This is a genomic window from Sphingobium chlorophenolicum (assembly GCF_000722875.1).
Classification (GTDB): domain Bacteria; phylum Pseudomonadota; class Alphaproteobacteria; order Sphingomonadales; family Sphingomonadaceae; genus Sphingobium; species Sphingobium chlorophenolicum.
Window position 1 is genome coordinate 16893 of the sequence record NZ_JFHR01000006.1, and the last position, 18978, is coordinate 35870.

Below are 18978 nucleotides of genomic sequence, written 5' to 3' on the forward strand. Positions count from 1 at the left end.
GTCATGACTGAATTTTCCGCGCCGTTGCGCTTGCGTATGGATGAAGGGACGCTGCTTTCCAACTGGCGTTGGTTGAAGCGGCAGGGCGCCGGCGCGGCTTGCGGCGCGGCAATCAAGGCCGATGGCTATGGCCTGGGCGCGACGGAGGTGATGCGCCGCCTGCTGGATGCGGGTTGTCGGGATTTCTTCGTGTCCAACTGGGCCGAGGCGGCGGTTCTGGAGTCGTTCGTGACGGAGGGGGTGTCGCTTTCCGTGCTGCATGGCGTGCGGGAGGAGGATATGGCCGTGGCGCTGGCGTCCCGCGCACGACCCGTGCTGTGCACCGAATGGCAGATTGCGCGTTGGAAGCAGGCGGGCGGCGGGCGTTGCGATGTCATGGTCGACACGGGCATGAACCGGTTGGGGCTGGATTGGCGCGGCGATGTTTCGGCGCGGGTGGCGGGGCTGGAAGTGGCGACCCTGCTCAGCCATCTGGCCTCCGCCGATGAGGACGGGCCGCTTACCCCCATGCAATTGGAGCGGTTTTCGGCCTTGCAGGGGCAGGTGAGGGCGGCCCGCTACAGCCTGGCGAACAGCGCGGGCATCTGCATGGGTTCCGACTATGCCTTCGACATGACCCGGCCGGGAATCGCGCTTTATGGCGGGGTGCCGCGTCAGGAAGCCGCCGGAAATATCCGGCAGGTGGTGTTCCCTGAAACGCAGGTGCTGCAACGCCGCCGGGTCCGGGCGGGCGACACGATCGGCTATAATGCTACCTATCGCGCGGCTAAGGACATGGAAATCGCGGTCCTGAACCTGGGCTATGCCGACGGTTATCTGCGCGGATTTTCCGGGCGCGGTTCCATGAGCGCCGGGGGCAGGCATCTGCCGGTGGTGGGGCGGATATCGATGGATTTGACGGCTGTCGATGTGGGCGGCCTGCCCGATATTTCGGAAGGGGACTGGCTGGAGGTCGATTACAAGCTGGTCGACGCGGCGGCGGTTTCGGGCCTGTCGCAATATGAATTGCTGACGGGGCTGGGGGGGCGCTTCGACCGGGTTTGGCGCTGAGTTCAGATGTTGAACTGGGTTCCTGCCTTCGCAGGAACATGTCGTGCTTCAATCTTGCCTTTTTGGCTGACATGAAAAGGGCCGCCGATCTGCAATGAGACCGGCGGCCCTTTCATTTTACCGCAGGCTCAGCGTTCGATGCACATGGCGACGCCCATGCCGCCGCCGATGCAGAGCGTGGCCAGGCCCTTGCTGACATCGCGCTTCTGCATCTCGTAGATCAGGGTGGTGAGGACGCGCGCGCCCGAAGCGCCGATGGGATGGCCGATGGCGATGGCGCCGCCGTTCACATTGACCTTTTCAGCATCCCAGCCCAGTTCCTGGCCGACTGCCAGCGCCTGCGCTGCGAAGGCTTCATTGGCCTCTATCAGGTCCAGATCGGCCAGCGACCAGCCCGCCTTGGCCAGCGCCTGGCGGCTGGCGTGGACAGGCGCGATGCCCATGATGGAGGGATCGACGCCGACGGTCGCAAAACCGGCGATGCGGGCCAGCACGGGCGCGTCGCGCTTCGCCGCTTCCTCCGCGTTCATCAGCACCAGCGCGGCGGCGCCGTCGTTGATGCCGCTGGCGTTGGCGGCGGTGACGGTGCCGTCCTTCTTGAAGGCGGGGCGCAGGCCCTGCATCGCCTCCAGCGTGGCGCCCGCGCGGATATATTCGTCCGTGTCGACGATGGTGTCGCCCTTGCGGCCTTTGACGGTCACGGGTGCGATCTCATCCTTGAAACGGCCCGATGCGCGGGCGGCTTCGGCCTTGTTCTGGCTGCCGACGGAGAAGGCGTCCTGCGCTTCGCGGCTGATCTGATATTTCTCGGCCAGATTTTCCGCCGTGATGCCCATGTGATAATGGTTGAAGGCATCGGTCAGGCCGTCATGCGTCATCGTGTCGACGAAGGAGATCGGACCCATCTTCGCGCCGCCGCGCAGATATTGGGCGTGCGGGGCGAGCGACATGCTTTCTTGGCCGCCAGCGACCATGATGCGGGCGTCCCCGGCGCGGATCGCCTGCGCGGCCAGAGCGACGGCGCGAAGGCCCGAACCGCAAAGCTGGTTGATGCCGATAGCGGTGCGCTCGACCGGGATGCCCGCATTGACGGCGGCCTGACGGGCGGGGTTCTGGCCCTGTCCAGCGGTCAGCACCTGGCCCAATATGACCTCGTCCACTTCCTCCGGCGCGACTCCGGCCTGGGCGAGGGCGGCGGCGATGGCGGTGCGGCCCAGCTCATGCGCGGGAATCGATCCGAAGGCGCCCATGAAGCCGCCGACGGCGGTCCGCTTGGCGGCGGTGATGACGATGTCTGACAAAGCCCTGATCCTCAAATATCGTGGATGGTGATTTCGCGGTTGCACATATCATCATCCGCCATGGCTGGAAAGCCATTGGGACAGCGGCTCCCATAATGAAGCGCGCGCCCGGCCGCCAACGATCATGCCGACATGGCCCAGGCGCAGCGTGCTATTCTCCTGCATTTCCGGCGCTGCGGCGGCAGGAACGATGCGGTCGGCGGCGGAACGGATTGAAAGCGTGGGACAAGTCAGTCGGCGGGGATCGACGGGCTGCCCGCTTACCTGCCATTTTCCCCGTCCGCTCGCATTTGCGGCATAGAATAGTTCGAACAGATCGCGCCCCGCCGCATAGCTGAGCGGCGGTCCGGCATTGGCCCAATCCTCCACCGCCAGAAAGCCATGCTCCTCGTCGGAGCCGGGCGTCATCTCCGCGAAGGCGGCATATTTGCGGATGGTCCGGGCGGGGTCCATGGCCCAGAAGCCGGATTGCAGCACCTCCATCGGCACATAGCCCAAGCGCTGGCACATGGGTTTGGAACTGCGCCACAGCGCGCCGATCTCTTCCCGGTCGGCGGGAGAGAAGCCGTCGAAATCCCAAGGCGCGGCGATGGTCGCCAGCGCCCTGGCCGGTTGCAGCGTCGCAGCGCCGATAGCCAGATTTCCGCCCAGGCAATATCCCACCAATATCGGCGGCCGGGGCAAGGTGCCCAGCATCGGCAGCAGCCGTTCCGTCACATGCCGGTCCAGGCCCAGCGCGCCATCATCCGCCGCCGGAGCGCCCCAGTCGACCAGATAGGCGTCATGTCCTGCTGCACCCATGTGGCGCAGCATGGAACGGCTGGCCGACAGGTCGAGCACCTGCGGCGGATTGATTAGGGATGGGATGAAAACGACCGGATGGCGGCCATTTTCCGTCCCATGGCGGAGCAGACGGGCGCTGCCCGCGGATGCGGCGACGGGAACCGCGGGGGGCGGGTCGGGGCGGTCAGCCTCCTGATATTTGCGCAAACCCTGAAAGGCGCGCTTCCGCAGGTCGGGATCGTCCTGCGTCTCCCACCATAGCATGTCGAGAAAAAGGGGTAATGGCCGCGGGCCATGTTGCGGCGCGGCATTGCCTTGTGCTAATGCGGAAAATGCAGGTGTGGGAGAGGTATCCATGGCCAAATCTAAGACCGCGAACGAATCCGAACCGGTCGTTATCAAGAAGTACGCTAACAGGCGGCTCTATAACACAGAAACGTCGAGCTACATCACGCTGGATCTTTTGTCGCAGATGACTCGCGAGGGGCGCGAGTTCGTCGTCGTCGATGCGAAGACCGGAGAGGACATCACGCATAATGTCCTCACGCAAATCATCATGGAGGAGGAGCAGCGGGGCAAGAATATGCTGCCCGTCAACTTCCTGCGTCAGTTGATCGCCATGTACGGCGATTCCATGCAGTCCATGGTGCCGCAATATCTGGAGGCGTCGATGGACGCATTCCGCAAGAACCAGCAGCAGTTCCAGGAAGCGATGAAGGGCGCGTTCGGCGGCGGTCCGCTGGCGGAGATCGCCAAGCGCAACATGCAGATGTTCGAGGCGGCAGCCAGCGCCTTCGGCACGGGAATGCCGGGGATGCCGACACCCGCTTCCGCGCCCGCCTCCGACGAGGCGAAGGATGACGAGATCGCGGAACTCAAGGCGCAGCTTGCCGCGCTCAACGCGAAGATCGACAAGCTGAGCTGATTTTCGTCAGCCGGGCGTTTGCCCCGGATCGCGACCGTTGGGAGTCGACATGGACGGCGCGCTTGTCCTATGGCGCGCCATCCACTCGAATTTTAAGGTCGATCCCGTGAAGCACGCCCTTTCCGTTACCCGCGAACAGGATTTTTCCGCCTGGTATCAGGCCGTCATCTCCGAAGCCGACATGGCCGAGGAAAGCGGCGTGCGCGGTTGCATGGTCATCCGGCCCTGGGGCTACGGCATCTGGGAACGGATGCAGAAGCTGCTGGACGACCGGATCAAGGCGACCGGCCATGAAAATTGCTATTTCCCGCTGTTCATCCCGCTTTCCTATTTCGAGAAGGAAGCGGAGCATGTCGACGGCTTCGCAAAGGAAATGGCGGTCGTCACCCATCACCGGCTGATCCAGAAGGACGGCAGGCTGGTGCCCGATCCCGATGCGAAGCTGGAAGAGCCGCTGGTGGTTCGTCCGACTTCGGAGACGGTGATCGGCGCGGCCTTTTCCCGCTGGGTGCAGAGCTGGCGCGACCTGCCGGTGCTGATCAACCAGTGGGCGAACGTCGTCCGCTGGGAAATGCGTACGCGCATGTTCCTGCGCACGGCGGAGTTCCTGTGGCAGGAGGGGCATACCGCCCACGCCAGCGTCGAAGAGGCGATGGAAGAGACGCTCAAGATGCTGGAAGTCTATCGCAGCTTTGCCGAGGAATGCGTGGCGCTGCCGGTGATCGCGGGCGAGAAGCCGGAGAATGAACGGTTTCCGGGTGCGGTGGCGACCTATTCCATCGAAGCGATGATGCAGGATGGGAAGGCCTTGCAGGCGGGGACTTCGCATTTCCTGGGCACCACTTTCTCGCAGGCGCAGAATATCAAGTTCCAGAATGCCGAAGGGCAGCAGGAACTGGCGCAGACCACCAGTTGGGGCGTGTCGACCCGGATGATCGGCGGGCTGATCATGGTGCATGGCGACGATGACGGGCTGCGCGTGCCGCCGCGGGTAGCGCCCTATCAGATCGTGGTTGTGCCGATGCTGCGCGATACGGATGAGGATGCTGCGGTGCTGGATTATTGCGGCGCATTGGTGGCCGAACTGAACCGGCAGGACGTGTTCCGCGAGCCGGTTCGCGCCTTGCTGGACCGCAGGCCCGCTAAGGCGGCGAACAAGCGCTGGGGCTGGGTCAAGAAGGGTGCGCCGGTCGTGATCGAGGTCGGCGGGCGCGACGTGGCAGGCGGCAACGTGTCCGTCATCCGCCGCGACCGGCTCTATCGGGAGGATGGGAAGCTGGACAGCCAGGTCGTGGCCAAGGCGGACTTCCTTGGCGCGGCGACGGGGATGCTGGAAGAGATACAGCAGGCGCTGTTCGCGGATGCACAGGCCCGATTGCTGGGGAATATCGACAGGTCGGTGACTTCGCTGGATGGGCTGAAGGCCTATTTCGGTTCAGCCAAGAAGCCGGGCTGGGCGCTGGTGCAGTGGTCCAAGCCGACCGGCGCGGCGCTCGATAAGGTGGTCGAGTGGCTGAAGGGCGAGAAGCTGACGCTGCGCAACGTGCCTTCGGATGCGGAAGTGGCGGACGGGCTGTGCGTGTTCACCGGCGAGAAGGCGGTGGAGCGGGTGTTGGTGGGGCGTTCCTACTGACACACATCCGTTCGTATCGAGCAAAGTCGAGATACGGTTGCGCAACCGCTTCTCGACTTCGCTCGAAGTGAACGGAGGTCAGCTTGAGAACTGACCTTAGAGATTACAGGACATATTTGCTGAGGTCGGTGTTGCGGGCCACCACGGCGAGCTGCTTCTCCACATAGGCGGCGTCCACCACCAGCGTTTCGCCCTGGCGATCCTCCGCGTCGAAGCTGACATCCTCCAGCAGCTTTTCCATCACCGTCTGGAGACGGCGGGCGCCGATATTCTCGACCTCGCTGTTCACCTCGGCCGCGATTTTCGCCACGGCGCGGATGCCGTCGGGCGTCAGGTCGATGGTCACGCCCTCGGTCGCCAGCAACGCGCGATATTGCGCAACAAGGCTGGCCTTCGTGTCGGAGAGGATCGACACGAAATCATCCTCCGTCAGCGCCTTCAATTCGACGCGGATCGGCAGACGGCCCTGCAATTCCGGCAGCAGGTCGCTGGGCTTGGCCACATGAAAAGCCCCGCTGGCGATGAAGAGGATATGGTCGGTCTTGAGCGGGCCATATTTGGTCGAGACTGTCGTGCCCTCGATCAGCGGCAGCAGGTCGCGCTGCACCCCCTCGCGGCTGACGGAGCCGCCGCGCACGTCGCTGACGGCGATTTTGTCGATCTCGTCGATGAAGACGATGCCGTTCTGCTCCGCGTTGGAAATGGCGACGCGGGCGACATCGTCCTGGTCCAGGCGCTTGTCCTGCTCTTCCTCGACCAGCTTGTCCCAGGCTTCGGCGACGCGCAGCTTGCGGCGCTTCTTCTGTTGCTGGCCGAAGGCCTTGGACATCATGTCGGACAGGTTGATCATACCGATCTGGCCGCCCATGCCGGGGATTTCCATCGGCATGGAGGGGCTGTCGGCGACTTCCACCTCGACCTCGACATCGTTCATCTGGTTGTTCTCGATCCGCTGGCGGAAGGAGAGGCGGGTCGCCTCACTCGCTTCCTTGCCGGTGAGCGCGTCGAGCAGGCGGGCCATGGCGGCTTCGGATGCCGCTTCGCGCACGGCTTCGCGGCGGCGATCCTTTTCCAGGCGCACCGCTTCTTCCACCAGGTCGCGGACGATCTGCTCCACATCGCGGCCGACATAGCCGACTTCGGTGAATTTCGTGGCTTCGACCTTGACGAAGGGCGCGTCGGCCAGCTTGGCGAGGCGGCGGCTGATCTCCGTCTTGCCGCAGCCGGTGGGGCCGATCATCAGGATGTTCTTCGGCGTCACCTCGTCCCGCAGGTCGGCGGACAGGCGCTGTCTGCGCCAGCGGTTGCGCAGGGCGACCGCGACGGCGCGCTTGGCGTCGGCCTGGCCGATGATATGGGCGTCCAGGGCGGCAACTATGGCTTTGGGGGTCAGATTGTCGTTCATCTTCATCTCGCTCCCCTCCCTTTCAAGGGAGGGGCAGGGGGTGGATGCGATTGCGCCAGCAATCGCCTGCAACGCTTCGGGATAGGTTGGAAGCTCGCTTTGCTCGCGGCCCACCCCCAACCCTCCCGCTTGCGGGAGGGGCTTTATTATGTCGCGCTTTCCAGCTCTTCGACCACAAGCTGGTCGTTGGTGTAGACGCAGATGTCCGCCGCCACCGCCATCGCCTTGCGGGCGAGGGTTTCGGCATCTTCCTCATATTCCACCAGCGCGCGAGCGGCGGCGAGGGCGAAATTGCCTCCGGAACCGATGGCTGCAACCCCGCCGATCGGCTCCAGCACGTCGCCGTTGCCGGTCAGGATCAGCGTCACTTCCTTGTCCGCGACGATCATCATCGCTTCCAGGTTGCGCAGATATTTGTCCGTCCGCCAGTCCTTGGCCAGTTCCACGGCGGCGCGCATCAACTGGCCGTTATGGCGCTCCAGCTTCGCTTCCAGCCGTTCGAACAGAGTAAAGGCGTCCGCCGTCGCGCCCGCGAAACCGCCGATGACCGATCCGTCGTGGAGGCGGCGGACCTTGCGGGCATTGGGTTTCATCACTGTCTGGCCCATGGAGACCTGGCCGTCGCCGGCGACGATCACCTTCCCGTTCTTGCGTACCGACATGATGGTGGTGCCATGCCAGACCGGCATGGAACTAGAGTGTTGGTCGTTCATGGTCCGGCATATGGGAGCGATAATGACAACGCGCAAGCATCCCCTGCATCAGCGCCGGATCGTGCCGTTTTCTGGACGGATTTATTTCAATTCGTTCAGGAACCAATCTGCATCGATTGACATTGTGCAGCGCAATAACAATCATTCACGCATGTTGCAGAGAGGCGGAATATGACCCTCAAGGCGAGAGCGCGGGAAAAGGTCGAGCGAGCGGGAATATCCAACTATTCCTTCGACCATGACGTGCTGGTGATGTGCGGGGTCCGCTATACCATCGCGGCTTGCGATTGCGGGGAGGCCGACTGCGACGGCGTGCGACTGGAAAAGGATGCGGCCGCCGCGGGCCGCATCCTCCAATGATCTGGCGATCCGGCCGGGTCAGTTGATGGCCTTTTCCCCGGCGCGGCCGACGGATTCGATGTCCCGGCCCGCACCCTTCACGGTGTTGCAGGCGGCCAGCGAGGAAAGAAGCAGCCCCGCGATGACGAGGGCGACGGTTTGACGCATGGGATATGCACTCCTTTTGATAACGGCTCGATTATAACGCCTTTGGAGCGAATAAGTCCATTTCCGGAAAAATGGTTGGAGCCATGCTTGACAGGTGGCGCGCCGGATGCCAATGGCCGCTTCCTCCTTACAGGGGGCGCGTAGCTCAGCGGTAGAGCACACCCTTCACACGGGTGGGGTCGCAGGTTCAATCCCTGCCGCGCCCACCATTTTTCTCCTTGTTTCCAAGGGGTTTAATGGTCGGATGCCTCAAATAGGCAAAATCTAAAATGCAGAATGAAACAGGAATTTACGTCTGTTTCCGGCAGCTATTCGTACAAAACCCGTACAGCCATAATGCTGATCGCGCGCTTTCCGCGAATCTGACTGGAGTTACAGGTTCATTCTTGTTGCGCGCCACAATCCGGGCGGCCACGGTGAGAAATATTATTTCCCAACATTGATCTTTTCATCCACCTCGCGCTAATTTCGCGGGCATGTGCCGTGGCTCTGCCGTGGCCCAAGCAAGGGATGAAGATGTCGCCATATCTGAAAAGCGGCGCGGCTGTCGGCGCGCTGTTGCTTTCCGTCATTTCCGCTCACGCGCAGGAAAAGCTGACGCTGGAGCGGGTGTTCGCCAGTCCTGACCTGTCGGGATCGCAGCCAAGAGCGTTGAAGCTGTCGCCCGACGGCAAGCTGGTGACGCTGCTCAAACCCCGTGCCGATGAGAAGGAGCGGCTGGACCTGTGGGCGGTGGACACGTCGACCGGCGCGGAGCGGATGCTGGTCGATTCGAAGAAGACCGGCAGCGGCGCGGAACTTTCCGAGGCGGAGAAGATGCAGCGGGAACGCGACCGCAGCGTGGCGGGCAATAGCGGCATCGTCAGCTATGACTGGGCGCCGGACGGGAAATCCATCTTAGTGCCGGTCGATGGCGACCTGTATCTGGCGGCGCTGGACGGGAAGGTGACGCGGCTCACCGATACGCCCGATGGCGAACTGAACGGCGTGGTCAGCCCCAAAGGCGGCTTCGTGTCCTTCGTGCGGGGCGGCGATTTCTTCGTCCAGCCGATGGGCGGGACGGCCAAGCAGTTGACGCAGGGTTCCAGCGATACGGTGAGTTGGGGCGTCGCCGAATTCGTGGCGCAGGAGGAAATGGACCGGCGGACCGGCTATTGGTGGTCGCCGGACGACAGGCTGATCGCGGTCGCGCGCGTTGATGAAGGTCCGGTCGGCACCGTCACCCGCACCGCCATCGGCGGGGAGGGGACAAAGGTCTATGCGCAGCGCTATCCTGCGGCGGGGACGCCCAATGCGCTGGTCGACCTTTATGTGATGAAGCCGGAGGGCGGAGCGCCTGTGAAGGTCGATCTGGGAACGGAAAGGGATATCTACCTCGCCCGCGTCGACTGGTCGAAGGACGGCAGGACATTCTATGTCCAGCGCGAGAGCCGGGATCAGAAGATACTGGACCTGCTGGCGGTCGATCCCGCGACAGGCCGGAGCAGGGTGATCCTGACCGAGAAGGCGAAAAGCTGGATCAACCTCAGCAACAATTTCACGCCGCTCAAGGACGGCAGTTTCCTATGGTGGTCGGAAAGGACCGGCCATGGGCATCTATACCATGTGCGGGGCGGCAAGTGGACGGCGCTTACCAGCGGCGATTGGGAAGTGCGCGACGTGGTGGGCGTGGATGAGGGGAGGGGCCTCGTCTATTTCACCGGCAACCGGGAAACGCCGTTGGAGCAGCAGCTTTATGCCGCGCCGCTCGCCAAGGCGGGACCGCTGAGGCTATTGACGGCGACCGGCTGGTGGAATGACGCGGTGATGGATGGAGCGGCGAGCCGCATCGTCGTCGCGCGCAGCAATGCGGATCAGCCCAGGCAGGTCTATCTGGCCGACAGCGCGGGGAAGCAACTGAACTGGCTGTCGGAAAATGCGATCCGGGGCGATCATCCCTATGCGCCTTATCTCGCCAGCCATGCGAAGACGAAGTTCGGCACGATCAAGGCAGCCGACGGGTCCATCCTTTATACGCGCATCATGATGCCGCCGCTGGAGGCCGGGAAGCGCTATCCGGTCTTCATGCTGCATTATGGGGGGCCGGGCGCGGGGCGGCAGGTCACGAACTCCTGGGGTTCGCCCATCTACCAATATCTGGTGGATCGGGGTTGGATCGTCTTTGCCGTCGACAATCGCGGCACGCCGGATCGCGGCAAGGCGTTCGAGGACCAGATCTACCGCGCCATGGGCACGGTCGAGGTGGACGATCAGTTGAAGGGCGTCGAGTGGCTGAAAGCGCAGCCCTATGTCGATGCCGGTCGGATCGCGACTTATGGCTGGTCCTATGGGGGCTATATGTCGCTGAAGCTGCTGGAGAAGGCGCCGGGGGTTTTCTCGGCAGCGGTGGCGGGCGCGCCGGTGACGAAGTGGGAATTGTACGACACCCATTATACCGAGCGCTATCTGGGACGGCCGCAGGACAGGCCGAGCGCCTATCCCGCTTCCGGCGCGGTGGATGAGGCGGTGAAGATCAAAGACCCGCTGCTGCTGATCCACGGCATGTCGGACGACAATGTGGTGTTCGACAACTCCACCGCGCTGGTTGCGAAGATGCAGGGGGCGGCCGTGCCGTTCGAGATGATGGTCTATCCGGGCCAGACCCATCGCGTCGGCGGGCCAGGGGTCAGCGTGCATCTGTGGCGGACCATCGAGGATTTCCTGGCGCGGGAGGGGACGGGGCCGGAAAAATAAGCTTCCATGTTCGGAGCGGCAGAACGGAGATAAGAAGCCCCGCTTTGGCGCAATAAACCCCTTGCCGCTGGACAAACGGCGATATGCCGCTATGGCGCGCACTCCGCATTTGTGCATGGAGTGGAGTGTTAAGTCATGGGCTACAAGGTCGTCGTCGTTGGTGCCACCGGTAATGTGGGCCGCGAGATGCTGACCATTCTCGCCGAGCGCGAGTTCCCTATTGACGAGATCGCGGCGGTCGCATCGCCCCGGTCGCAGGGCACCGAAATCGATTTCGGCGACACCGGCAAGACGCTCAAATGCAAGAATATCGAGCATTTCGACTTCACCGGCTGGGACATCGCCCTGTTCGCCGCGGGTTCCGGCCCGACGGCGGAATATGCGCCCAAGGCGGCCGCGGCCGGTTGCGTGGTGATCGACAATAGCTCGCTCTACCGCATGGACCCGGACGTGCCTTTGATCGTGCCCGAAGTGAATCCGGACGCCATCGACGGCTATAAGAAGAAGAACATCATCGCGAATCCGAACTGCTCGACCGCGCAGATGGTCGTGGCGCTGAAGCCGCTGCATGACGCCGCGACGATCAAGCGTGTCGTCGTCGCCACCTACCAATCGGTTTCCGGCGCGGGCAAGGCGGGCATGGACGAGCTGTTCGAACAGTCGCGCAACATCTTCGTCGGCGATCCGGCGGAACCCAAGAAGTTCACCAAGCAGATCGCCTTCAACGTGATCCCGCATATCGACGTTTTCCTGGACGACGGTTCGACCAAGGAAGAATGGAAGATGGTCGCGGAAACGAAGAAGATCCTCGATCCCAAGGTGAAGGTCACGGCGACTTGCGTGCGTGTGCCGGTGTTCGTCGGCCATTCCGAAGCGATCAACCTTGAGTTCGAGAAGGAAATTTCGGCCAAGGAAGCGCAGGATATCCTGCGCGAGGCGCCGGGCGTGATGCTGGTCGACAAGCGCGAGGATGGCGGTTACGTCACCCCGGTCGAGTGCGTGGGCGACTATGCGACCTTCATCAGCCGCGTGCGCGAGGATTCGACCATCGACAATGGCCTGAACCTGTGGTGCGTCAGCGACAATCTGCGCAAGGGCGCGGCGCTCAATGCCGTGCAGATCGCGGAACTGCTGGGCCGCCGTCACCTGAAGAAGGGCTGAGGCCTTTTCATGATCCCCGGCGCTGCGGCAGTCTGGAAAGCCCTTCCAGTCGCGCAGCGCCGGATGATCATTCTGCTGGTCGCGGCCATCATCGCCGCCAATATCGATCAGCCCTATCCTGAACTCGCACCGCTCCAGCATGGGCCGACGGTCCTGCTCGTCCTTGCCGCGCCATGGTTGCTGCGCCGCTGGCCTTTGTCGAACGGGTCGGTGGGATGCATGCTTCTCTTCCTGCTGCTGCATACGCTGGGCGGGCGCTATATTTATTCCTATGTGCCTTATGATGCATGGGCGCGGGCGGTCAGCGGGCATGATATTTCCGGCACATTCGGCATTGCCCGCAACGGTTACGACCGGCTGGTGCATTTCGCCTTCGGGGCCTTGCTGACGGCGCCCTTTGCCGAGGCGGCGCGGCGCTATGGCGTCATGCGCATGGGGTGGAGCATGGCGTTCGCCTTTGTTGCAGTGGGGTTCGTGGGCGCGATCTACGAGATTTTCGAATGGCTGTTGAGCGTGGTCGCGGCGGGGCAGACGGCCGACTGGTATAACGGCCAGCAGGGCGATATGTGGGATCCGCAGAAGGATATGGCGGCGGCGCAGATCGGCAGTCTGGCCGCGCTGATCTGGCTCCGCGCCACTCGACAAGGGCATGCGGAAGCCATATCGGCGGACGCGGATTAGCCAAGGAGTATCGCCCATGTCCGACCTTCCCATCGAAAAGCTGGAGATTGAAGGTCTGGGCGGGTTGCCGATTGCGGTGCATGTCGTGGGCGAAGGGCGCGACCTGGTGCTGATCCATGGCTATTTCTCCAACGCCTGGACCAACTGGATACGCTATGGCCATGCCGCGAAGCTGGTGGAGGCGGGGTTTCGGCTGATCCTGCCTGACCTGCGCGGCCATGGGGAGAGCGGCAAGCCGCATGACGCCGCCGCCTATCCGCCCGACGCGCTGACGGAGGATGGGCTGGCGCTGGTCGAGCAGCTTGGGCTGACCGACTATGACCTGGGCGGTTATTCGCTGGGCGCGCGGACGACCGTGCGGATGCTGGCGCGGGGCGCAACGCCGCGCAGGGTCATATTGGCGGGCATGGGGCTGCGGGGGCTTGTGCAGACGCTGGACAATGGGGGCTATTATCGCAAGGTGCTGACCAATCTCGGCACGTTCGAGCGCGGCACTTCGGAGTGGATGACAGAGGCCTTCCTCAAGACCACCAAGGGAGATCCGGTGGCGATGCTGAATATCCTCAACACTTTCGTCGATACGCCAAGGGAGGTGATCGCCGGATTCCAGCAGCCGACGGAGGTGATCTGCGGCGCTGACGACCGGGACAATGGCGTGGCGCAGGAATTGGCCGATCTGTTGCCCAACGGGCGCTATGTCGAAATTCCGGGGAACCATATGAACGCCGTCACCCGGAAGGAATTGGGTCAGGCGATGGTGGATTTTCTGACGGCCTGACTGTCCGGCATTCACTCTTCTCCGTTCGCCCTGAGCTTGTCGAAGGGCCTTACTTCTTGAAAAGAAAGAGGCTTCGACAGGCTCAGCCCGAACGGAGGAGGGGAAGAGTTTTTAGGACAGGGCCTTCCTTAACGAAATGGGGGTTCGTTGAAGGCCCGCAGCTTGCGACTATGCAGTTTCGGCCCTTCCTGCCGCAGCAGTTCGCAGGTCATCAGGCCCACGCGCAAATGGCCCGCAATCGCCTCTTCATAAAATCGGTTGGCCTGTCCGGGCAGCTTCAATTCCCCATGGATCGGCTTGTCCGACACGCACAGCAGCGTTCCATAAGGCACGCGGAAACGGTAGCCCTGCGCCGCGATGGTCGCCGATTCCATATCGATGCCGACGGCGCGGGACAGGCTGAAGCGCAAGGCGGAACTGGAATAGCGCAGTTCCCAATTACGGTCGTCCGTGGTGACGACCGTACCGGTGCGCAGCCGGCGCTTGAAATCCTCCCTATCGCCGCCGCCCAGCACTTCCTCCGCCGCCCTGGCGAGCGCGACCTGCACCTCTGCGATCGCGGGCACCGGGATTTCCGGCGGCAGCATCTCGTCCAGCACATGGTCGTCGCGCAGATAGGCATGGGCCAGCACATAATCGCCAATCCGCTGGCTGGGGCGCAGGCCGCCGCAATGGCCGATCATCAGCCAGGCCTCCGGCCGCACCACGGCCAGATGGTCGCAGATCGTCTTGGCGTTGGACGGGCCGACACCGATATTGACCAAAGTGATACCGCTGCGGTCCGGAGCGATCAGGTGATAGGCTGGCATCTGATGCCTGCGCCAAGCGCTGTCCGCGATCATCTGCGCAGGGTCGGCCGTTTCGGGCGTCACATAGACGCCGCCCGCCCCCGAAAGCGCCGTGTAACGCGTCCCATCCCTCTGCAATTCGGCGCAGGCCCAGGCCACGAATTCATCGACATAGCGGTGATAGTTGGTGAACAATATATAGCGCTGCACATGCTCGGCGGGCGTGCCGGTATAATGTTTGAGGCGCGCAAGCGAGAAGTCCGTGCGCAGCCCGTCGAACAGGGCGAGCGGCCTTTCGCCCTCCGCATCCGGCGTGAACAGGCCGTCCGCTATCTCGTCGCCGATTTCCGCCAGTTCGGTCGCCGGAAAATGCCGCGCCAGTTCGGTCGGCGGCGTGCCGTCGAGGGCACTGATGTCCAGCCCGTCCAGCACATAGGGGAAGGGGATTTGCTGATCGCTGATCGCGGTTTCGACCTCCACCCCATAATCGCGGACCAGCAGGTCGATCTGTTCGGCCAGATATTCCCCGAACATCGCGGGCCGGGTCACGGTGGTCACATATTGCCCCGGCTTCGACAGGCGGGCGAAGGACCGGCCCGGCGGCGGCGCATCGGTTTCCGCATGATGGGTGATCCGCAGTTCCGGATAGCAGAATCGGCGGTCGCTCGCGGCTTCGGGCGGCGGCACGCTGCCGTCGCGGGCGTAGGCGCGCATGGCCTCGCGGAGATTTTCGATGGATTTCCGATAAATTTCGTCGAGTTCAGCGACGATCGCACTGCCGATGCTTCTTGTCATCGACTCTTGGTAACGCACTTATATGACCGAAGAAAGATGCGCGCCCAAATAGCGGGCGCGCATCTCCGGAAATCAGATCTGGTCGAGCAGATATTCCGCCGACGAAACCTTGAAGTCGCCCGGCGCTTCGACGTTCAGTTCGCTCACGACGCCGTCCTTGACGATCATCGAGAAACGCTGGCCGCGCGTGCCCATGCCAAAGCCGCTGCCGTCCATGGTGAGGCCCACCGCCTTGGCGAAATCGGCATTGCCGTCGGCCAGCATCGTCACCTTGCCTTCGGCATTGGCGGACTTGCCCCACGCGCCCATGACGAAGGCGTCGTTGACGGCGGTGCAGGCGATTTCGTCCACGCCCTTGCCCTTGATATCCTCCGCCTTGTCGACAAAGCCCGGCAGGTGGCGCGCCGAGCAGGTCGGCGTGAACGCCCCCGGCACGGAGAAGAGCGCGACCGTGCGGCCCGCGAAATAATCGTCCGAAGCGACCTTTTCGGGGCCGTTCTCGGTCATCTTGACGAAAGTGGTGCTGGGGATGCGGTCGCCCTTCGAAATGGTCATTGCCTGTCTCCTGGCCTTTTTGAACGCGGCGCAGGTTGGGGCAGCGCGCTCTTCTGTCAAGGGGGCGGCGGAGGAATGTGCCGCGCCGACCCGTCCAAGCGACGGCTCGCCATTGGCAAAGGCGGTGAGCGGCGTATAGTCGCCCCATGACCACAGCGCGCTCCTATGCCGGCCAGTTTCTCCTTGCCCTGCCGGGCATGGAGGATGCGCGGTTCGACCATAGCGTCATCGCCATGTGCGTGCATGATGAAAATGGCGCGCTGGGGATATCCGTCAGCGACGAGATTGACGGCGTCACCCTGCACGATCTGCTGGAAAGCTTCGATATCGAGCCGGGCGACGTGCCGGACATGCCGGTGCTGAGCGGCGGGCCGGTTGAACCCCGACGCGGCTTCGTGCTGCATTCGCTCGACTGGACGGGGCATGACATGGTCGTGGTGGGCGACGGCTGGGGCCTGTCGGGCTCGCTCGAAATATTGAAGGCCATCGCGGAGGGCACGGGGCCGAGTCGCTATCTGGTGGCGCTGGGCTATGCCGGGTGGGGCGCGGGACAGCTTGACGAGGAAATGAGCGGGGAAAGCTGGTTTCCCACCGAATGCACCGCCGCCCTTCTGTTCGACACGCCTACCCACCGGAAATGGTCGGCCGCCTATGCCGCCGCCGGAGTCGATGCCGCCCATCTGGTCAGCGGCGCGGGGTCGGCCTGACCTGGGCTTCGATACGCTTTCGTAAGGCATGGCCATCGAGGCGGCTTGTTTCCCCAGCGTAACTGAACCATTTGCGGTAAAATTCGGCTAAGGATTTCCATTGGGATTCCGGCAACCGAACGGGCGCACCCTGATCCACGGGCAATTGGACGGGGGTTCAAACCATGAGGAAATTGATTGCAGCGGCGCTTGCCGCGACGATGCCGCTTGCGCCGGCGACAGCCGCGACCTGTTGGAAGCAGACCGCCGTGGAAGCAGCGCAAATCCGCGATTTCGAAATGATGCTGATGGTGTCGGCGCTGCGGTGCCGGGCGACGGGAAATAATTTCCTGGCCAGCTATAACCGGCTCATCCGGGAAAAGCGCGACGCGCTGACGCAGGTGAATGACGAATTGCGCGAGCATTTCCGCTCCGCCGCCGGGCCGTTGGGGGCGCTGGGCGCTTATGATAATTATGTCACCAGCCTGGCCAACGTCTACGGCGCGGGAGCGGAGGGGCTTGCCTGCCGCGACCTCCAGTCGATCACCGATGCGGCCAACGCCTTGCCGCCGACGCGATCGGCGCTGCTGGAACTGGCCGACGCCGCGGGGATCAGCCCGCATTTGTCGGGCGCGCGCTGCGATGTGGTGGTGGCCGTGGCTGGAAAGACCCAGAAATCCGACGATATTGCCGATAATGAGCCGATGAAGGTCGCATCGCGGGGCCCTGCGGATTAGGATATTGGGGGCTTGCGGAATAAGACATAAAGAAAACTTTATATTGAGTTGCCTTGAACGGCGGCGATTGGTAAAGCGCAGCCCATCGCCGCCGTTCGTTCGTTCGTTCGAGCGGTCGCCTCATCTTAACCAATGGAGACACGCTCGTGGCCACCGCACCCGCCACCCAGGCGCAGGATTATGTGATCCGCGACATCAGCCTTGCCGCTTTCGGCCGCAAGGAAATCGAAATCGCCGAAACCGAAATGCCGGGCCTGATGGCCCTGCGCGCCGAATTCGGCGCCGCCAAGCCGCTGAAGGGCGCGCGTATAACCGGTTCGCTGCATATGACGATCCAGACCGCCGTGCTGATCGAGACGCTGGCCGAACTGGGCGCGGAAATCCGCTGGGCATCGTGCAACATCTTCTCCACCCAGGACCATGCCGCCGCCGCCATCGCGCAGCGCGGCATTCCCGTCTTCGCCGTGAAGGGCGAGACGTTGGAAGAATATTGGGACTATGTCATCCGCATCTTCGACTGGGGCGACACCGTCTGCAACATGATCCTGGACGATGGCGGCGACGCCACCATGTTCGCGCTGTGGGGCGCGCGCGTCGAGGCCGGGGAGGAATTGTTCACGCCGGGCAATGAGGAAGAGGAAATCTTCGTCGCCACGCTGAAGCGCTTCCTGGCCGAACGTCCTGGCTATCTGACCAAGACGGTCGCCGCCATCAAGGGTGTGTCGGAAGAGACCACCACCGGCGTCCATCGCCTGTATGAACTCGCGAAGAAGGGCAAGCTGCCTTTCCCGGCGATCAACGTCAACGACAGCGTCACCAAGTCGAAATTCGACAATCTCTACGGCTGCAAGGAATCGCTGGTGGACGCCATCCGTCGCGCCACCGACGTCATGCTGGCCGGTAAGGTCGCCTGCGTTGCGGGCTTCGGCGACGTTGGCAAGGGTTCGGCTGCTTCGCTGCGCAACGGAGGCGCTCGCGTGCTGGTCACCGAAGTCGATCCGATCTGCGCGCTGCAGGCGGCGATGGAGGGCTATGAAGTCGTGACGATGGAGGAAGCGGCGACCCGCGCCGACATCTTCGTCACCGCGACCGGCAACGAAGCTGTCATCACCGTCGATCACATGCGCGCCATGAAGAATATGGCCATCGTCTGCAACATCGGCCATTTCGACAGCGAGATCGAGATTGCCGGCCTCAACAACATGCAGTGGACCGAGATCAAGCCGCAGGTGGACGAAGTTCAGTTCCCTGACGGCAAGAAGATCATCGTTCTTGCCAAGGGCCGTCTGGTGAACCTGGGCTGCGCTACTGGCCATCCCAGCTTCGTGATGTCGTCGTCCTTCACCAATCAGGTGCTGGCGCAGATCGAACTGTGGACCAAGTCGGACACCTATCAGAACGAAGTCTATGTCCTGCCCAAGCATCTGGACGAGAAGGTCGCCGCGCTCCACCTGGAGAAGCTGGGCGTGAAGCTGTCGAAGCTGACCCCGAAGCAGGCCGCCTATATCGGCGTGTCGGCGGAAGGGCCGTTCAAGCCGGATCATTACCGCTACTGATGCGGACGGGAAGGGGGAGGCGATTGCCTCCCCTTTTTTTGTGGGACATCAATTTCTCCCCACGCGCAGCGTGGGGAGGGGGACCGGCCGAAGGCTGGTGGAGGGGAAATGGCGCGACCTGCGTATCTTCCCCTCCACCACCGCTTTCAGCGGCGGTCCCCCTCCCCATCTCCCGATGGGGAGGATTTGGA

18 protein-coding genes and 1 tRNA gene are annotated in these 18978 nt (G+C 63.1%); 12 read left to right on the forward strand and 7 right to left on the reverse strand.

Translation table 11 applies throughout. From position 1 onward, the window contains the following. Positions 1 to 3 precede the first annotated feature (3 nt). A complete protein-coding gene (gene alr / locus BV95_RS03655) occupies positions 4 to 1050 on the forward strand; it encodes an alanine racemase (protein ID WP_037447908.1) in 1047 nt (348 codons plus the stop codon). A 128-nt stretch (positions 1051 to 1178) separates the two neighbouring features. On the opposite strand, the gene BV95_RS03660 is transcribed toward alr, so the two are convergent. Together BV95_RS03660 and BV95_RS03665 are read right to left on the reverse strand one after the other, a co-directional pair. Continuing rightward, on the reverse strand, positions 1179 to 2351 hold the full coding sequence (locus tag BV95_RS03660; protein WP_037447599.1) for an acetyl-CoA C-acetyltransferase: 1173 nt from the start codon (positions 2349 to 2351) through the stop codon (positions 1179 to 1181). A gap of 51 nt (positions 2352 to 2402) precedes the next feature. After that, positions 2403 to 3491, reverse strand: coding sequence for an alpha/beta hydrolase (locus tag BV95_RS03665; RefSeq protein ID WP_081873269.1), 1089 nt, complete (start codon positions 3489 to 3491; stop codon positions 2403 to 2405). Between BV95_RS03665 and phaR the strand changes: the two genes are divergently transcribed. After that, entirely contained in the window at positions 3490 to 4059 is a 570-nt protein-coding gene (gene phaR, locus BV95_RS03670) for a polyhydroxyalkanoate synthesis repressor PhaR (protein WP_037447602.1), read from the forward strand. The genes BV95_RS03665 and phaR overlap by 2 nt on opposite strands. Before the next feature lie 49 nt (positions 4060 to 4108). After that, positions 4109 to 5692 carry a proline--tRNA ligase gene (proS, locus tag BV95_RS03675; protein WP_234703090.1) on the forward strand — a complete coding sequence of 528 codons (1584 nt, stop codon included), beginning with the start codon at positions 4109 to 4111 and terminating at the stop codon, positions 5690 to 5692. Between the two features lie 103 nt (positions 5693 to 5795). On the opposite strand, the gene hslU is transcribed toward proS, so the two are convergent. Both hslU and hslV read right to left on the reverse strand, forming a co-directional pair. Next, positions 5796 to 7097 carry an ATP-dependent protease ATPase subunit HslU gene (gene hslU / locus BV95_RS03680; RefSeq protein ID WP_037447917.1) on the reverse strand — a complete coding sequence of 434 codons (1302 nt, stop codon included), beginning with the start codon at positions 7095 to 7097 and terminating at the stop codon, positions 5796 to 5798. A 146-nt stretch (positions 7098 to 7243) separates the two neighbouring features. Next, the gene (gene hslV, locus BV95_RS03685) at positions 7244 to 7786 is read right to left on the reverse strand and encodes an ATP-dependent protease subunit HslV (protein ID WP_174544422.1); all 543 of its coding nucleotides are present in this window, start codon (positions 7784 to 7786) and stop codon (positions 7244 to 7246) included. A gap of 195 nt (positions 7787 to 7981) precedes the next feature. On the opposite strand from hslV, the gene BV95_RS03690 reads away from it, so the two are divergent. After that, the gene (locus BV95_RS03690; protein ID WP_013846710.1) at positions 7982 to 8170 is read left to right on the forward strand and encodes a hypothetical protein; all 189 of its coding nucleotides are present in this window, start codon (positions 7982 to 7984) and stop codon (positions 8168 to 8170) included. Between the two features lie 18 nt (positions 8171 to 8188). On the opposite strand, the gene BV95_RS03695 is transcribed toward BV95_RS03690, so the two are convergent. Further along, positions 8189 to 8317 carry an entericidin A/B family lipoprotein gene (locus BV95_RS03695; protein ID WP_013846709.1) on the reverse strand — a complete coding sequence of 43 codons (129 nt, stop codon included), beginning with the start codon at positions 8315 to 8317 and terminating at the stop codon, positions 8189 to 8191. A 134-nt stretch (positions 8318 to 8451) separates the two neighbouring features. Here BV95_RS03695 and BV95_RS03700 point away from each other — a divergent pair. From BV95_RS03700 to BV95_RS03720, 5 genes are all read left to right on the forward strand, one after another. Next, positions 8452 to 8526: transfer RNA gene (locus tag BV95_RS03700), tRNA-Val, on the forward strand. Positions 8527 to 8833: 307 nt separating this feature from the next. After that, positions 8834 to 11050 carry a S9 family peptidase gene (locus tag BV95_RS03705; protein WP_037447920.1) on the forward strand — a complete coding sequence of 739 codons (2217 nt, stop codon included), beginning with the start codon at positions 8834 to 8836 and terminating at the stop codon, positions 11048 to 11050. 135 nt (positions 11051 to 11185) lie between these two features. Continuing rightward, positions 11186 to 12211 (forward strand): aspartate-semialdehyde dehydrogenase, encoded by a 1026-nt coding sequence (locus BV95_RS03710; RefSeq protein WP_013846700.1) that lies wholly within the window; start codon positions 11186 to 11188, stop codon positions 12209 to 12211. Positions 12212 to 12220: 9 nt separating this feature from the next. Next, the gene (locus tag BV95_RS03715) at positions 12221 to 12892 is read left to right on the forward strand and encodes a DUF2238 domain-containing protein (RefSeq protein ID WP_037447611.1); all 672 of its coding nucleotides are present in this window, start codon (positions 12221 to 12223) and stop codon (positions 12890 to 12892) included. Positions 12893 to 12908: 16 nt separating this feature from the next. Then, on the forward strand, positions 12909 to 13670 hold the full coding sequence (locus tag BV95_RS03720) for an alpha/beta fold hydrolase (RefSeq protein WP_037447617.1): 762 nt from the start codon (positions 12909 to 12911) through the stop codon (positions 13668 to 13670). Between the two features lie 128 nt (positions 13671 to 13798). Here BV95_RS03720 and BV95_RS03725 read toward each other — a convergent pair whose 3' ends face one another. Beyond that, positions 13799 to 15253, reverse strand: a complete 1455-nt coding sequence (locus BV95_RS03725) for an AMP nucleosidase (RefSeq protein WP_037447620.1) — start codon at positions 15251 to 15253, stop codon at positions 13799 to 13801. A gap of 72 nt (positions 15254 to 15325) precedes the next feature. Then, positions 15326 to 15808, reverse strand: coding sequence for a peroxiredoxin (locus BV95_RS03730; protein ID WP_037447623.1), 483 nt, complete (start codon positions 15806 to 15808; stop codon positions 15326 to 15328). A 146-nt stretch (positions 15809 to 15954) separates the two neighbouring features. Here BV95_RS03730 and BV95_RS03735 point away from each other — a divergent pair, with 146 nt between their 5' ends. The 3 genes from BV95_RS03735 to ahcY all read left to right on the forward strand — a co-directional run bounded on the left by BV95_RS03735 (position 15955) and on the right by ahcY (position 18787). After that, positions 15955 to 16515 carry a YqgE/AlgH family protein gene (locus tag BV95_RS03735; protein ID WP_013846695.1) on the forward strand — a complete coding sequence of 187 codons (561 nt, stop codon included), beginning with the start codon at positions 15955 to 15957 and terminating at the stop codon, positions 16513 to 16515. Positions 16516 to 16679: 164 nt separating this feature from the next. Beyond that, positions 16680 to 17231, forward strand: a complete 552-nt coding sequence (locus BV95_RS03740; RefSeq protein ID WP_037447626.1) for a hypothetical protein — start codon at positions 16680 to 16682, stop codon at positions 17229 to 17231. A 146-nt stretch (positions 17232 to 17377) separates the two neighbouring features. After that, positions 17378 to 18787 carry an adenosylhomocysteinase gene (ahcY, locus tag BV95_RS03745; RefSeq protein WP_037447629.1) on the forward strand — a complete coding sequence of 470 codons (1410 nt, stop codon included), beginning with the start codon at positions 17378 to 17380 and terminating at the stop codon, positions 18785 to 18787. Positions 18788 to 18978 lie beyond the last annotated feature (191 nt).

What these genes read in the sequence shown, in the direction of transcription:
- alr (WP_037447908.1), top strand. Translation starts at nt 4, where the DNA reads ATGACTGAATTTTCCGCGCCGTTGCGCTTGCGTATGGATGAAGGGACG.
- phaR (WP_037447602.1), top strand. Translation starts at nt 3,490, where the DNA reads ATGGCCAAATCTAAGACCGCGAACGAATCCGAACCGGTCGTTATCAAG.
- BV95_RS03665 (WP_081873269.1), bottom strand. Translation starts at nt 3,491, where the DNA reads ATGGATACCTCTCCCACACCTGCATTTTCCGCATTAGCACAAGGCAAT.
- proS (WP_234703090.1), top strand. Translation starts at nt 4,109, where the DNA reads ATGGACGGCGCGCTTGTCCTATGGCGCGCCATCCACTCGAATTTTAAG.
- hslU (WP_037447917.1), bottom strand. Translation starts at nt 7,097, where the DNA reads ATGAACGACAATCTGACCCCCAAAGCCATAGTTGCCGCCCTGGACGCC.
- hslV (WP_174544422.1), bottom strand. Translation starts at nt 7,786, where the DNA reads ATGCCGGTCTGGCATGGCACCACCATCATGTCGGTACGCAAGAACGGG.
- BV95_RS03690 (WP_013846710.1), top strand. Translation starts at nt 7,982, where the DNA reads ATGACCCTCAAGGCGAGAGCGCGGGAAAAGGTCGAGCGAGCGGGAATA.
- BV95_RS03695 (WP_013846709.1), bottom strand. Translation starts at nt 8,317, where the DNA reads ATGCGTCAAACCGTCGCCCTCGTCATCGCGGGGCTGCTTCTTTCCTCG.
- BV95_RS03705 (WP_037447920.1), top strand. Translation starts at nt 8,834, where the DNA reads ATGTCGCCATATCTGAAAAGCGGCGCGGCTGTCGGCGCGCTGTTGCTT.
- BV95_RS03710 (WP_013846700.1), top strand. Translation starts at nt 11,186, where the DNA reads ATGGGCTACAAGGTCGTCGTCGTTGGTGCCACCGGTAATGTGGGCCGC.
- BV95_RS03715 (WP_037447611.1), top strand. Translation starts at nt 12,221, where the DNA reads ATGATCCCCGGCGCTGCGGCAGTCTGGAAAGCCCTTCCAGTCGCGCAG.
- BV95_RS03720 (WP_037447617.1), top strand. Translation starts at nt 12,909, where the DNA reads ATGTCCGACCTTCCCATCGAAAAGCTGGAGATTGAAGGTCTGGGCGGG.
- BV95_RS03725 (WP_037447620.1), bottom strand. Translation starts at nt 15,253, where the DNA reads ATGACAAGAAGCATCGGCAGTGCGATCGTCGCTGAACTCGACGAAATT.
- BV95_RS03730 (WP_037447623.1), bottom strand. Translation starts at nt 15,808, where the DNA reads ATGACCATTTCGAAGGGCGACCGCATCCCCAGCACCACTTTCGTCAAG.
- BV95_RS03735 (WP_013846695.1), top strand. Translation starts at nt 15,955, where the DNA reads ATGACCACAGCGCGCTCCTATGCCGGCCAGTTTCTCCTTGCCCTGCCG.
- BV95_RS03740 (WP_037447626.1), top strand. Translation starts at nt 16,680, where the DNA reads ATGAGGAAATTGATTGCAGCGGCGCTTGCCGCGACGATGCCGCTTGCG.